Origin of the sequence: Novosphingobium profundi (assembly GCF_020524485.1) — a bacterium.
GTDB lineage: Bacteria > Pseudomonadota > Alphaproteobacteria > Sphingomonadales > Sphingomonadaceae > Novosphingobium > Novosphingobium profundi_A.
In genome coordinates, this window is record NZ_JAIVLF010000001.1 from 653,856 (window position 1) to 667,649 (window position 13,794).

The following is a 13,794-nucleotide window of genomic DNA, read 5'->3' on the forward strand; positions in this document are numbered from 1 at the left end:
GGCGGCCCGGGGCCGCCCGGTTCGGGCGGGCCTACATCCCGATGCCCAGCGCGCGCCCGATGAAGATCAGCGCCATCGCGCCCAGGATCGAGGCGAGGCAGCCCGCGCGGTTGAAGTCGCGGCTGCCGCGCGAGGTGATGAGGCCCGCGGCCAGCGAGCCGCCGATACCCAGCAGGATCGTGGCGACCCAGGACATGGGCACCTCGCCCGGGTAGATCCAGCGCGCCAGAGCGCCGATGATGAGACCGCCGATGATGGCGCCGATGATATTGAACATGTAGGCTTCCTTGCGAGGACCGGATGGCGCGCAGGTACCCCTTGCGCGCAGGGACTAAATCCCTGATCGGCGCAGGGGTTGCACAAGGGCGCGCCGGGCGCACGCGCCGCTCGGCGCAGCGCCGATGACGCTCGACGAGCGGCGCTGCGAAAAGGCGCATGGCGGCTGCAGGAAGATCAACATATGGTGTGCGGTGGGGTGCGCGTGGGGCACAGTTTGTGCTTTTTGTGTCTTGACGTGCGAGATGCGGGACTCGGCTCGTCGTATTCCCGATTCGTTTCGTCGGCAAATTTTGTGGAAAAATAATGGCCCGGAGGGCTCCAGATTTCACTTGCGTTCGATGAGGGTTCAGGACTTCCCACGCGTCGCGGCGGCTGGGCAATTGTCCAGCGCGGCTTCGGGCCTCGCGGCTTGCGTGTCTCCCCCCTCTTGCGCCGATGCCAAGAAACGGCACTATGGGTTGTGGCGCTTCGGCGGTCGAACCTCTAAACCTTGATGCAGCGCGGGAATGTCCCGCGTCGCCCCCGGAAGTGATTTCGGGGCAGGTTTGGGCGACTCCGCGAGGCACCACAGGGTCGAGAGCAGGGGCAAAGGTCTCCTTTTCGTGCTGAACGTGGTAGTCTGGGATGTCCCCGGCGGCCGCGCTGCGGTGCGCCTTGACCCTGCGCGGTACACTTACGCGCTTGCCTGCCTTGGCAGGTGGCGCGGCAACCAATGGGGCGAACGAGTGGATTTCAGGAACGGAAGTGACAGTCGCATCGACAGCGCGGACGCTACGGAAGAAACCGTTGCCAGCCCGTCGGTAAACTCGAACAAGGAGACGGGCGCAGGCCCGGCAATCGGAATGGACAAGGCGGATACGGCCAGCGCGGACCTCGTTGCTGCAGCCGCGGCCTCGGCAGCAGCCGCGGCTCAGGCATCTTCGACGAAGGAATACGACTCCAAGTCGATCAACCCGCGTCGCTTCACCATCGTCACGGACGACAGCCGTAACGACAAGCTGACCGCGTTCGGCAAGGAAACGCTGGAGGATCGCTACCTCCTCCCCGGCGAGAAGTACCAGGACCTCTTCGCGCGCGTGGCCGATGCCTACGCCGACGATGCCGAGCACGCCCAGCGTCTCTACGACTACATCTCCAAGCTCTGGTTCATGCCCGCCACCCCCGTTCTCTCGAACGGCGGCACCGGCCGCGGCCTCCCTATCTCGTGCTACCTCAACTCGGTGGAAGACAGCCTCGAAGGCATCGTCAACACCTGGAACGAGAACGTCTGGCTGGCCTCGCGCGGCGGCGGCATCGGTACCTACTGGGGCAACGTGCGCGGCATTGGTGAGCCGGTCGGCCTCAACGGCAAGACCAGCGGCATCATCCCCTTCGTGCGCGTGATGGATTCGCTGACCCTCGCGATCTCGCAGGGCTCGCTGCGCCGTGGTTCGGCGGCCTGCTACATCGATGTCTCGCACCCCGAGATCGAGGAATTCCTCGAGATCCGTACCACCACGGGTGACTTCAACCGCAAGGCGCTCAACCTCCACCACGGCGTGCTCCTGTCGGACGAGTTCATGGAAGCCGTGCGCGATGGCGCCGAGTTCCACCTGCGCAGCCCCAAGGACGGCGCGGTGCGCTCGACCGTGGACGCACGTTCGCTGTTCCAGAAGTTGGTCGAAGTGCGCCTGCGCACCGGCGAGCCCTACCTCGTCTTCTCCGACACCGTGAACCGCATGATGCCCAAGCATCACCGCGATCTCGGCCTCAAGGTCTCGACCTCGAACCTGTGTTCGGAAATCACGCTGCCCACGGGCCGCGATCATCTGGGCGAAGACCGCACCGCGGTGTGCTGCCTCTCCTCGCTCAACCTGGAGACCTGGGAAGAGTGGAAGGGCGAGAAGCGCTTCGTCGAAGACGTGCTGCGCTTCCTCGACAACGTCCTGCAGGACTTCATCGACCGCGCGCCCGACGAGATGGACCGCGCCAAGTACTCCGCCGCGCGTGAGCGTTCGGTGGGCATGGGCGTCATGGGCTTCCACTCCTACCTGCAGAAGAAGAACATCGCCTTCGAGAGCGCGATGGCCAAGGCCCTCAACCTCCAGATGTTCCAGTACGTCAATCAGAAGGCCAACGAGGCCTCGATGATGCTGGCGCATGAGCGCGGCCCGTGCCCCGACGCGGCCGATCAGGGCGTGATGGAGCGTTTCAGCTGCAAGATGGCGATTGCGCCGACCGCGTCGATCTCGATCATCTGCGGCGGCACCTCGGCCTGCATCGAGCCGATCCCGGCCAACATCTACACCCACAAGACGCTCTCGGGCTCGTTCGTGGTGGAGAACCCGTACCTCAAGAAGCTGCTGGCCGAAAAGTCGAAGGACTCCACCAACGTGTGGAACTCGATCCTCGAGCACGGCGGTTCGGTCCAGCACCTCGACTTCCTCTCGCCGGAGGAAAAGGCGGTGTTCAAGACTAGCTTCGAGATCGACCAGCGTTGGCTGCTCGAATTCGCAGGGGACCGTACCCCCTACATCGACCAGGCCCAGTCGCTGAACCTGTTCATCCCGGCCGACGTCGACAAGTGGGACCTCCTGATGCTCCACTACCAGGCGTGGGAAAAGGGCATCAAGTCGCTCTACTACCTGCGCTCCAAGTCGGTGCAGCGTGCCGGCTTTGCCGGTTCGGGCGGCGTCGAGGCGGACAACACCGCGGAAGCGCCCAAGTTCGAGATCGGCGAGACGACCGACTACGACGAATGTCTCGCTTGCCAGTAAGGCTCGGCCAGTTCACATAAAAAGGCCCCGGACTTCCACGAAGTCCGGGGCCTTTTTAATGGTGCCATTCCCTCATCGCATGAGGGGCGGGGGGCGCGTCAGTTGACGCCAGCGCCGACCGGAATGGCGGTGCCCTGCTTGAGGTAGACGCGGTTGTCGTCAATCTTGTCGACATTGCCGAGGTCGAGGAAGTGGTGCTGGCCATCCGAACTGTCGGTTCGGGTCAGCTTGATGCGATCATCCTCGATACCATCGACGGTGCCTACGTGCTGGCCATTGGCATCGGCAACTTCCATGTGTTCGCGGATACGGAGCTTCTCGAGCATATCTCTCTCCTTTCGCTCTGTTTTGCTGCGTTGTTACCCCTGATAACGCACCTCCCCCCGGGGCGCGTTCCGGCGTCCATCGCATCATGGGCACGGCTGATGGAGGCGGGCGCGTGCGCGCGGCACGCTTTGCTGCGGGGCGTGCGTGGGGCGGCTTTGGGCGTGCGCGGATCGCACGGGAACGGCTCGGGCCCCTTGCGTATTCTCTTGATTGAAAAGACTAATCAGGAGAATACGCACGTGTTTCGCAGGAATGCCATCATGGCCGTCTCGCTCGCCGTCGCCGCATCGGTCGGCCTTTCGGCCTGCAACCAGTACGGCCATCCGCGCCCCGGCCACCACCGCCCGCACGACCGCTACGAGAAGCGCCACGACCGGGGGCATCACGGCAAGCGCCGTCACGACCGTCGCCATGACCGCCGTCACGACGACCGGCGCGGGCCTTGGTAAGAGGCAGAAGAACAGGTCCGAGGGCCATCGCCCTCGGGCTCCCAGAACGGTCGACCTCACATTTCGCGCGCCATTATGGCCAAGAGAGGTGAGGTCGCCCGGTATGGGGTCAAGGGGTGATGACCCCTTGAAACGTCCTTCTTTCTGGTCGTGTTTACCTGTCCCGTTACCGCGTGTGACAATTTGCGGCTTGAGCGCGTGCGCGTCCTGCGCTTTGCATTGCAGCGATTCGTAATTGTTCAAAGGGACACCCTTCTCGCATGCGCAAGTGGCACCGCTGGCTCTCGCTCTTCTTCGGAATCTTCATGCTGTGGATCGCGGTCACCGGCGTCCTCAGCCAGGTTGCCGTGCTGTGGCCGGCAGGGGCCCCCGATCCGGCCACCCAAGCCCTCGCCACGCCGCCGGAAGGTTTCGAATGCCCTGAGGGCTGGCGCTGCATGCCGCCGCGCGCGTCCGGCGGTATCCGCTCGATGGTCGGCCTGTTCCATCACCTGCATTCCGGCGAGACCTTCGGTGCCATCGGGACGGTGATCTCGGTGCTGTCGGGCCTGGCGCTGGTGTTCTTCTCGATCTCGGGGATCTGGCTCTACGTTCAGATGTGGCGCTTTCGGAGCAAGCGCAAGCTGGCCCCGCGCTGGTTCTGGAAGTGAACCCACAGCGGCAATAGCGCGCAACGCAAGAAGGGCCCGGGTCATCATGATCCGGGCCCTTTTCGTATCGGCTGGTCGTGGCTGGAACTCAGGTCGAACTGGGCATGCCGAAGGTGATGTCGCCGCGGTCGGAAAGCAGCACGCCTTCCTCGCCCACGCCGTCGATCTGGCTGAGTGCGATGAAGGAGTGCCCGCCGTCGCCCGCGAGCATGACTTCGTCGCCTTTGACTTCGGACACCCGGCCAAGGCAGGTCCCCTCGGCGTCGATCACCTTCATGTCCTTGTGAATGGTGCCCAGGCTCGTCGTCCAGAATGTCCCTTCGGCAGCGCGGGGGCGGCTGGCGGTGGTGGTCATGGCGTCTCTCCTGTTGGGCCCGGTAAGGGCCGGAATGTTCCTGCTGAAAGAACGCGCCAGAAGCCTGTGCAGTTCCCCGGAAAGCCCCGGATGAGGCGGGGTTTTGAGGGCGGGCACAGGCGCTTGCTGCACGTGCGAGCAAGGCGCCTCGCCCACTAGGTGTGGGGTCTCTGGTTGGGCACGTGCCCCCAAATCTATGATTCACAAGCGATTCAAAGCTGTGTAAAGTTCGAGAAATTTTGGCTGTTGGGCTGCACAAGGAGGGGCAATTTCGTCTATCCGCATTGGTCCCGGAAGCGAGTCTCCTCGCGCCGGGCCAGATCATGCGGATTGCGGAAGACGGACCACCTCTTTTGCCCTTCGCCAACAACGCACCACGTTAGACATCCAACGGAGTCAGTCGCCCATGCCTCTTCTCGACGCGCGCAAGACCTACAAGCCTTTCGAGTACCCCTGGGCCTACGACTACTGGAAGCGCCAGCAGCAGCTGCACTGGCTCCCCGAGGAAGTGCCGCTGGGCGAGGACTGCCGCGACTGGGCGCAGAAGCTTTCCGAGCATGAGCGCAACCTGCTCACGCAGATCTTCCGCTTCTTCACGCAGGCCGACGTGGAAGTGCAGGATTGCTACCACGAGAAGTACGCGCGCGTCTTCAAGCCGACCGAGATCAAGATGATGCTCACCGCCTTCTCCAACATGGAGACGGTGCACATCGCGGCCTATTCGCACCTGCTCGACACCATCGGCATGCCCGAGAGCGAATACGGCGCCTTCCTCGAGTACGCCGAGCTGAAGGACAAGCATGACTACATGCAGAACTTCGGCGTCGACAACGACGAGGACATCGCGCGCACGCTCGCCATGTTCGGCGGCTTCACCGAGGGTGTGCAGCTCTTCGCCAGCTTCGCCATGCTGATGAACTTCCCGCGCTTCAACAAGATGAAGGGCATGGGCCAGATCGTCACCTGGTCGATCCGTGACGAATCGCTGCACTGCGAGGGCATCATCAAGATGTTCCACGCTTTCACCAAGGAGCGTGGCTGCCTGACCAAGGCCGTGCGCGACGACATCGCCGATGTCTGCCAGACCACGGTGCGCCTCGAAGACAACTTCATCGACCTCGCCTTCGAGATGGGCCCGGTGCCGGGTATGACGGCCAAGGACATCAAGAAGTACATCCGCTACATCGCGGACTGGCGCCTCGACCAGCTGGGCCTCAAGCCGATCTACATGATCGACGAGCACCCGCTGCCCTGGCTCACCCCGCTGCTGAACGGTGTGGAGCACGCCAACTTCTTCGAGACCCGCGCGACCGAATACTCGAAGGGTGCGACCCGTGGCGACTGGAACACGGTGTGGGCGAACTTCGATTCGCGCCGCAAGGTGAAGCCGGAAGACGAGGCGCAGGCCGACGACGGCAGCGAGCCCGGCCTCTTCGAGGACACCCAGGCCGCCGAGTAAGCGGTAGCGGGACAGGGCGCTGCAAAGGCGCCTTTCGGCACGGCCGATGCGAAATGAACACGGCCCGGCGGGAAACCTGCCGGGCCTTTTGTGTTAGAATGGTAACACAGTCTTTCCATCGAAGGAGTGACCGCATGCGCCATCTGCCTGTTTTCCGCTCTGTCCGGATGGCCTTTCTGGCCGCGCCCATCCTGTTTGCAGGGGGCGTGTCCGCTGCGCTTCCGGTCGCCGCGCAAAGCGGTGTCATCGCGCGCACCGACGCCGAGATCGCGAAGGCCATGCAAAGCCCCTATCTCAAGATGGTGCGCAACATTTCGCCCAGCGAGCTCGTGCCAGGTACGCCCATCGTCGAAGGAGACGGGGCCGTCATTGGCACGGTCGAGGGGCGCGACGGGGCCACCGTGGTGCTTGTCGATGACCGCTATCGCTACCGCGTGCCCGTCACCGAGATCTACGCCTACACCAGTGGTGATGAGGACCACTTCGCGAGCCGTGTCCCCCGCAAGGACATGGCGCGCGCGAAGCTGGAATCGGGAGAACGGCGCGGCGGCTAGGTACGGGCGTCGCGGGGCCTGATCAGATCGTCCAGGAGTTGGGATCGGGCATCGGTTCGCGCTTCTGCGCCTTGAGCAGGCTCATCACCGTGCGCACGATCACCCAGATCGAGACCGCAGGCAGGATCAGGAAGCCGATCAGCACGATCATCAGCACGAAGCCCAGGATCCCGCCGACAAGGCCGATCCAGAACGTGTTGATGAGATACTGGTAGTGCGACAGTTCCCAATCGGCCTTGGGCTCGCCGCGCCAGACGAAGGCGAGGACAACGCCAATGATGGCGGTCACCCCGGTCAGGAACGAGGCAAAATAAAGAAGGCAGATTACGGTCGGGTTGTTGAGCTCGAAGCTCGAGTTCGAGGTTGCGGGCCTGTTTTCGCTGTCGTTCACGGGCTCTCTCCTTACCGAAGTTCTCGTAAAGTGACCTATTGGCCCGCGTGCTGCAAGTGCGCTCGCCGAGCGGCGTGGCACACTTGCAGAATGGCTGCGCCTCAGACGAGCCCGAGGAAGAGCCCGGCGAGCGCCGCGCTCATCAGGTTCGAGAGGCTGCCTGCGGCCAGCGCGCGGACGCCAAGACGGGCGATGTGGGGACGCTGGTTGGGAGCCAGGCTCCCCGTCACCGCCATCTGGATCGCGATCGAGGACAAATTGGCAAAGCCGCACAGCGCGAAGGTGACGACCGCCACGGTGCGCGGCGAGAGAGCCGCGTTGGTGCCCAGATCGATGAAGGCGACGAACTCGTTGAGGACGATCTTGGTCCCGAACAGGCTGCCGGCCTGCATCGCCTCGGCCCAGTCGGGGCTCGCCAGCATGTAGAAGACCGGGGCAAAGACATAGCCGATGAGGCCCTGGAAGGTGACGCCCTCGAAGCCGAAAAGCCCGGCGGCCCATCCGATGATGCCGTTGGCCAGTGCGATGAGGGCGACGAAGGCGAGCACCATGGCGCCCACCGCCACGGCGAGCTTCACGCCGGTCTGCGCGCCTTGCGAGGCAGCCATGATGATGTTGGCCGGACGCTCTTCCTCGTGCTCGACGGGTTCGACCTCGTCGATGTGGACGCCGGGCTGGTGGGTCACGTCGTCGCGGTTGAGGGCAGCCGCGGTCATTCCGGCAGGCGGCGTCGTGCCCTCGTGGATGTCGAGCTGCGCGGCCTCGTCGTGTCGCGGGTCGGGCATGATCATCTTGGCCATGAAGATGCCGCCCGGCGCGGACATGAACGCGGCGGCCACGAGGTAGTCGATGCGGATGCCCATTGAGGCGTAGGCGGCCAGGATCGTGCCCGCGACACCGGCAAGCCCCACGCTCATCACGCAGAACAGCTGCGAGGGATTGAGGTTCGCAAGGTAGGGTCGGATCACCAGCGGGCTCTCGCTCTGCCCGACGAAGATGTTCGACGCCGCGCACAGGCTTTCCACCTTGCTGATCCCGGTAATCTTCTCCAGCGCGCCGCCGATCCAGCGGATCGCCAGCGGCATGATGCCCAGATAGTAGAGCACCGAGATCAGCGAGGCAAAGAAGATGATGACGGGAAGGGCCGAGATCGCAAAGCTGGCCCCGCCGATCTCGGGATCGGCCAGTGGCCCGAACAGGAAGTTGGTGCCCGCCGCGGCATAGCCCAGCAGGCTCTCCACCCCGGTCGCCGCGCCGCGCAGCATGCGGTTGCCAAAGGGGACGTAGAGTACGAGCGCGGCGAAACCGGCCTGAAGCGCGAAGGCAGCTCCCACCACGCGCAAACGGATCGCCCTGCGGTTGGTGGAAAGTAGAAATGCCACGGCCATGATGAGAACAATGCCGAGAAGGCTGTAGGCGACTTGCATTGAGCGGCGTTGCTCCGAAACGAGGGAAGATCGAGTAAACGCCGGAACCTAGAGGGCGATGTCCAATACGGCTAGTGCAATTGTCCAAGGCCGGTTAGAGCATCCCCATGCAGTCCCATGATCCCGCTTCCCTCTCGCTTCCGCGCTCCCTGTTCATCTTCTCGCTGCTGTACGGCGGGCTCGTGGTGCTGGCGGGCGTGCTCGGCACCAAGCTCGCCTCGCTCGGGCAATGGCCGGTGGTGGGTGAACTGGCGGTCGAATCGGGGATCTTCGCCTTCCTGTTCCTCGTCGTGCTGTCGAGCGCGGTGGCCGAACTGCACGGGCGCGCGATTGCCAACCGGCTGATTCGCTATGGCTTCATACCGCTCATCGTCTCGATGGTGCTGATCACGCTGGTCATCAACGTGGTGCCGCCCGCCGCCATGTGGGGGGACCAGGAGGCCTTCGCGCGGCTCTTGGGGCAGGGCGCGCGCATGCAGTTTGCAGGGCTCGTCTCCTACGGCGTGTCGCAGACGCTCAACGTCTACCTTTTCTCGAAGCTGGCGGGCAATTCGCTGGGGCATGAGCGCGGCGCGGTGCTGCTGTTCCGGGCCTGGCTGGCGAGCATGCTTTCGCAGGCGGTGGACACCGTGCTGTTCATCTCGATTTCGTTCTTCGGGCAGGACCTGCCGTTGCTGGCGATCATGGAAGGGCAGATCATCTCCAAGCTGGTGCTCTCCACCATCATGGTGCCCCCGCTGATCCTCTTCTTCGTGCGCTTCGGGCAGTGGCTCGACCGACCGAAAACGGCCTGAGTACGACGGCCTGCACACCAAGTGTTGCGTGTGCTCCACGAAAAAGGGCACAAAATACCTTCAATTCCGCGTCAGGGAAGCTAAAGCGGGCCCATGCCGAATCCTCATGATCCCGCCATGCTTGCGAAAGCCGAAACCCTCGTCGATGCGCTGCCCTACCTGCAGCGCTACGCTGGCCGTACCTTCGTGGTCAAATATGGCGGGCATGCGATGGGCGATCCCGAGCTTGCGCAGGATTTCGCCGAGGACATCGTCCTGCTCAAGGCCGTGGGCATCAACCCGGTCGTCGTCCACGGGGGCGGCCCCCAGATCGGGGCTATGCTGAAGAAGGTCGGCGTGGAGAGCCAGTTCGTCGATGGCCTTCGCGTGACAGATCGCGAAACCGCGCAGGTCGCCGAAATGGTCCTGTCGGGCGCGATCAACAAGGAGATCGTGGGCTGGATTGCGCGGGCCGGAGGCCGGGCGATGGGCATTTCCGGCAAGGACGGCAAGATGGTCACCGCGCGCAAGGTCCAGCGCACCAAGAAGGATCCGGACAGCCTGATCGAGAAGGTCCTGGACCTGGGCTTCGTAGGCGAGCCGGAAACGATCGACACCACGGTCATCGAATCGATCTCGGCCTCGGGCATGATCCCGGTGATCGCACCCATCGCGACCGGCGCGGACGGAGAGACCTACAACGTCAACGCCGACACCATGGCCGGATCGATTGCGGCGGCGCTGGGCGCGGCACGCCTGTTCCTCCTCACCGACGTGCACGGCGTGCTCGACAAGCAGGGCGAACTGCTGACCGACCTTCGCCCCTCGGACATTGCCCGCCTGCAGGAAGACGGCACGATTTCGGGGGGTATGATCCCCAAGCTGGAAACCTGCGTACACGCGGTGGAAGCGGGCTGCGAGGCGGCGGTGGTTCTTGACGGGCGTGTCTCTCATGCCATGCTTCTGGAAATATTCACGCAGGAAGGTGCAGGTACCTTGATCCGCACGGATCCTGCGGCCATCTGAAGATAACAACGGGCAAGAAAAGGCAAAAATCCACCGTCATGCGTACCCAGTTCGTCATCGCCGCCGCTGTGTGCAGTGCCGCCCTGCTGCTTGCGGGATGCGAATCGAATGCACCCGAAGCCATTCCGAGCGACGGCGCGACGGGTGTAGGTTCGGAACTTCTCGTGCCCGAGATGCTCCCTACCGATGCCGCGACCGGCGCGGTGAGCGGCGGGATCGCCAATGATCTCGACATGGAGGCGCTGACCGAGCGCCGCGATCCGGAGCGCCTGCTGCGCTATTACACCAGCGCCATTCGCCTGGGCGACTGGATCGACGCGGCCAAGGCCTGGAGCCTTGATGCGCAGATGAGCCCGGAAAAGCTGCGGGACGAATTCGGCGGCAAGGCTGGCCCCAAGATCGCGGTCGGCAAGGGCGACATCGCGGGCGCTGCGGGTTCGCTCTATTACGAGGCGCCGATCGTTGTCGATTTCGCCGATGGGCGTCCCTCGCGCCGGGGCACGATCGTGCTGCGCCGCGTGAACGATGTGCCTGGTGCCAGTGAGGAACAGCTCAACTGGCGCATCGAGCGCACCTCGACGCTGACCCAGTAAGCGTCCTTGCGCGCGCTTTGGCGCGTCCCATCGCTATCCCTTTGTCGATGCAGGATGGTTCATTGCAGAGCCACCCTTGCCGGAATCGGTCTGCCTCGGCTATCAGCGCGGCAACGCGTGACCGTGCGGGCATTCTTGTCCCTGCGGGCACTGGCCAGTTCCAGCAGGAAAGGAGCAGGGCTTGCTCTTCTTAACGCTCTACCAGATCATCGATTACCTCGTTAACATCATCGTCTTCGTCGTGATCGTGCAGTTCGTGCTGGGACTGCTCATCGCCTTCAACGTCGTGAACATGCACAACCAGTTCGTGGCGACGATCTACCAGGCGCTGAACGCCATCCTCGAGCCTCTCCTGCGGCCGATCCGCAAGTTCATGCCCAACACGGGCGCGATCGATTTCTCGCCCATGGTGCTGATCATCGGGCTCACTATCCTCCAGATCATTCTCGCAAACCTGGCAAGGGCTTACGCATAACATGACCGCTCAGATCATCGACGGAAAGGCCTTCGCCGCGGGCCTGCGCGAACGTGTCGGCACGGTAGCTGCCGATTTCGAGGCCAAGGCTGGCCGCAAGGCGGGTCTCGCCGTGGTGCTGGTGGGTGAGGACCCGGCAAGCCAGGTCTACGTGCGCAACAAGGGCAAGCAGACGCTCGCCTGCGGCATGGAAAGCTTCGAGCACAAGCTTCCCGCCGACACCAGCGAGGCGGATCTCCTTGCCGTGGTCGAGAAGCTCAACGCCGATCCGGCCGTGGACGGCATTCTCGTCCAGCTCCCGCTGCCCAGCCACATGAACGAGCAGAAGGTCATCGCGGCGATCAACCCGGACAAGGACGTCGATGGCTTCCACGTCGTCAATGTCGGGCGTCTCTCGACCGGTCTGCCCGGCTTCGTGCCGTGCACGCCGCTGGGCTGCGTGATGCTCCTCAAGGACCAGCTCGGTTCGCTTTCGGGCCTCGATGCGGTCGTGGTGGGGCGCTCGAACATTGTGGGCAAGCCCATGGCCCAGCTCCTGATCGCGGAGAGCTGCACGGTCACCGTCGCGCACAGCCGCACCCAGGACCTGCCCGAGGTCGTGCGCCGCGCCGACATCGTGGTCGCGGCCGTCGGCCGTCCCGAGATGGTCAAGGGCGAGTGGATCAAGCCGGGCGCGACCGTGATCGATGTGGGCATCAACCGCGTGGCCGGAGCCGAGGAAGGCAAGACCAGGCTGGTTGGCGACGTCGATTTTGCGTCGGCGAGCGAGGTCGCGGGCGCGATCACGCCGGTGCCGGGCGGCGTTGGCCCCATGACCATCGCGGTCCTTCTGCGCAACACCATCGTGGCTGCGCACCGCAACGCCGGTATCGCACTGGACGAGAGCACGATTTGAGCGCCGCGCGGCGCCTCCTGGCGCTGACCGTCCTTTCGGCAGCGCTGCTCGCCGCGCCTCCTCTGGGCGCGCGGGACCGGCGCATGCCGGGCGGACGCCCCGGTGCGGGCACGGCCAATCCCAGCGCGCTTGTCGCCGCCGAAATCGCTCTCAACCGCCGGGCGCGCGAGAAGGGGCGTTATGATGCGATGCGCAAGTTTGCCGCCGATGAGGCCGTACTCTTCGCGCCGGCTCCGGTCCTTGCCGAGGATTGGCTGCGCGGGCAGGAGGAGCCTGCCGATGGCCTGAAGTGGGACCCGGCCGAAATCTGGATGAGCTGTGATGGCACGCTCGGCCTCACGCAGGGCGGCTGGACGCGCGCGGACGGCAGCTTCGGGGCCTACGCCACGATCTGGAAGAAGCGTGAGAAGAAGTCGGAATACCGCTGGGTGCTCAACCTCAGCCTGCCCAGCGCCGAGCCGGTCGCGATTCCCGATTTCCTTACCGGCAAGGTGACCGACTGTCCCGCGCCGCAGCCCTGGAGCGGGCCGCGCAAAAAGGCCGAGGACGAGATCAAGGTGACGGCGGACGGGCCCCCTACGCAGGGGCGTTCGGACGACGGCACACTGCGCTGGCGCTATGCGACGGCGCCTTCCGGAAAGACCGTGCTCACCGTTTCGCTTCTGACGGGCGGCGGGCTCAAGCAACTTGCGTTCGAGGCCGGGGCCCGGACAGGGGATACACGGCCATGATCGAATTGTTCATCAGCGCGTTCACCGCCTTCTTCGTGGTGATCGACCCGCTGGGCTGCGCGCCGATCTACGCGGGGCTCACGGCAGGGGCCAGTCGCCAGCAGGCGGTCAGCATGGCCGCGCGGGCCTGTGCCATTTCGGTCGCGATCCTCCTTGTCTTCGCGCTCTTCGGCAAGCAGCTTCTGGGCGCGCTTCACATTGAGCTCGACGCCTTCCGCATTGCAGGCGGCATCATGCTTTTCATGATCGCCATCGAGATGGTCTTCGAGAAGCGCACCCAGCGCCGCGAGGAGCGCGCCGAGAAGATCATGGCGCAGAACGCGGAAACGCCCGAGGTCGAGGACGTCTCGGTCTTCCCGATGGCGATGCCGATGATCGCGGGGCCGGGCTCGATTGCGACGATCATGCTGCTCATGTCGCGCGCGCAGGGCTCGGAGCAGACCTTCGCGGTGCTTGGCGCCATGCTGCTGGTGTTGGCGCTGACCTTCGCGGCGCTGGCGGCGGCAGGCCCCCTGATGCGCATTCTGGGTGAGAACGTGGAGGCGGTCATCACCCGTCTCCTGGGTGTCCTCCTCGCCGCGCTTGCGACGCAGTACGTGCTTGATGGCATCAACTCCGCGCTGCTGAGCTAAGAGGCATCTGTCCAGCAATTCA

At 64.3% G+C, this 13,794-nt stretch carries 17 protein-coding genes; 12 read left to right on the forward strand and 5 right to left on the reverse strand.

Annotated elements, in window-relative coordinates; genetic code table 11:
* Positions 1-31: 31 nt before the first annotated feature.
* Positions 32-277, reverse strand: coding sequence for a GlsB/YeaQ/YmgE family stress response membrane protein (locus tag LC060_RS02830; RefSeq protein ID WP_039388947.1), 246 nt, complete (start codon positions 275-277; stop codon positions 32-34).
* A gap of 844 nt (positions 278-1,121) precedes the next feature.
* Here LC060_RS02830 and LC060_RS02835 point away from each other — a divergent pair.
* The gene (locus LC060_RS02835; protein WP_226633599.1) at positions 1,122-3,035 is read left to right on the forward strand and encodes a ribonucleoside-diphosphate reductase subunit alpha; all 1,914 of its coding nucleotides are present in this window, start codon (positions 1,122-1,124) and stop codon (positions 3,033-3,035) included.
* 98 nt (positions 3,036-3,133) lie between these two features.
* Here LC060_RS02835 and LC060_RS02840 read toward each other — a convergent pair whose 3' ends face one another.
* Positions 3,134-3,361, reverse strand: coding sequence for a DUF2171 domain-containing protein (locus LC060_RS02840; RefSeq protein WP_226632524.1), 228 nt, complete (start codon positions 3,359-3,361; stop codon positions 3,134-3,136).
* Positions 3,362-3,622: 261 nt separating this feature from the next.
* Here LC060_RS02840 and LC060_RS02845 point away from each other — a divergent pair, with 261 nt between their 5' ends.
* A complete protein-coding gene (locus tag LC060_RS02845) occupies positions 3,623-3,811 on the forward strand; it encodes a hypothetical protein (RefSeq protein WP_039388907.1) in 189 nt (62 codons plus the stop codon).
* 260 nt (positions 3,812-4,071) lie between these two features.
* A complete protein-coding gene (locus tag LC060_RS02850) occupies positions 4,072-4,461 on the forward strand; it encodes a PepSY domain-containing protein (protein WP_226632526.1) in 390 nt (129 codons plus the stop codon).
* Between the two features lie 88 nt (positions 4,462-4,549).
* On the opposite strand, the gene LC060_RS02855 is transcribed toward LC060_RS02850, so the two are convergent.
* Positions 4,550-4,816: a DUF2171 domain-containing protein gene (locus tag LC060_RS02855; protein WP_039388902.1), complete on the reverse strand. Its 267-nt coding sequence runs from the start codon at positions 4,814-4,816 to the stop codon at positions 4,550-4,552.
* 406 nt (positions 4,817-5,222) lie between these two features.
* On the opposite strand from LC060_RS02855, the gene LC060_RS02860 reads away from it, so the two are divergent.
* Together LC060_RS02860 and LC060_RS02865 are read left to right on the forward strand one after the other, a co-directional pair.
* The gene (locus LC060_RS02860) at positions 5,223-6,275 is read left to right on the forward strand and encodes a ribonucleotide-diphosphate reductase subunit beta (protein ID WP_148628273.1); all 1,053 of its coding nucleotides are present in this window, start codon (positions 5,223-5,225) and stop codon (positions 6,273-6,275) included.
* 134 nt (positions 6,276-6,409) lie between these two features.
* A complete protein-coding gene (locus LC060_RS02865) occupies positions 6,410-6,829 on the forward strand; it encodes a hypothetical protein (protein WP_226632528.1) in 420 nt (139 codons plus the stop codon).
* Positions 6,830-6,851: 22 nt separating this feature from the next.
* Here LC060_RS02865 and LC060_RS02870 read toward each other — a convergent pair whose 3' ends face one another.
* Both LC060_RS02870 and LC060_RS02875 read right to left on the reverse strand, forming a co-directional pair.
* Positions 6,852-7,220 (reverse strand): DUF4870 family protein, encoded by a 369-nt coding sequence (locus LC060_RS02870; protein ID WP_226632530.1) that lies wholly within the window; start codon positions 7,218-7,220, stop codon positions 6,852-6,854.
* 101 nt (positions 7,221-7,321) lie between these two features.
* A complete protein-coding gene (locus LC060_RS02875) occupies positions 7,322-8,647 on the reverse strand; it encodes a NupC/NupG family nucleoside CNT transporter (protein WP_226632532.1) in 1,326 nt (441 codons plus the stop codon).
* Positions 8,648-8,754: 107 nt separating this feature from the next.
* Between LC060_RS02875 and LC060_RS02880 the strand changes: the two genes are divergently transcribed.
* From LC060_RS02880 to LC060_RS02910, 7 genes are all read left to right on the forward strand, one after another.
* Positions 8,755-9,441 (forward strand): queuosine precursor transporter, encoded by a 687-nt coding sequence (locus LC060_RS02880; protein WP_226632534.1) that lies wholly within the window; start codon positions 8,755-8,757, stop codon positions 9,439-9,441.
* A gap of 93 nt (positions 9,442-9,534) precedes the next feature.
* On the forward strand, positions 9,535-10,446 hold the full coding sequence (gene argB / locus LC060_RS02885; RefSeq protein WP_226632536.1) for an acetylglutamate kinase: 912 nt from the start codon (positions 9,535-9,537) through the stop codon (positions 10,444-10,446).
* A 38-nt stretch (positions 10,447-10,484) separates the two neighbouring features.
* On the forward strand, positions 10,485-11,039 hold the full coding sequence (locus LC060_RS02890) for a hypothetical protein (protein WP_213500780.1): 555 nt from the start codon (positions 10,485-10,487) through the stop codon (positions 11,037-11,039).
* Between the two features lie 181 nt (positions 11,040-11,220).
* Entirely contained in the window at positions 11,221-11,514 is a 294-nt protein-coding gene (locus tag LC060_RS02895) for a YggT family protein (protein ID WP_039388887.1), read from the forward strand.
* 1 nt (position 11,515) lies between these two features.
* On the forward strand, positions 11,516-12,409 hold the full coding sequence (gene folD, locus LC060_RS02900) for a bifunctional methylenetetrahydrofolate dehydrogenase/methenyltetrahydrofolate cyclohydrolase FolD (protein ID WP_226632538.1): 894 nt from the start codon (positions 11,516-11,518) through the stop codon (positions 12,407-12,409).
* The gene (locus LC060_RS02905) at positions 12,406-13,140 is read left to right on the forward strand and encodes a hypothetical protein (RefSeq protein WP_226632540.1); all 735 of its coding nucleotides are present in this window, start codon (positions 12,406-12,408) and stop codon (positions 13,138-13,140) included. The genes folD and LC060_RS02905 overlap by 4 nt, the downstream gene beginning before the upstream one ends.
* On the forward strand, positions 13,137-13,772 hold the full coding sequence (locus LC060_RS02910; RefSeq protein ID WP_226632542.1) for a MarC family protein: 636 nt from the start codon (positions 13,137-13,139) through the stop codon (positions 13,770-13,772). The genes LC060_RS02905 and LC060_RS02910 overlap by 4 nt, the downstream gene beginning before the upstream one ends.
* Positions 13,773-13,794 lie beyond the last annotated feature (22 nt).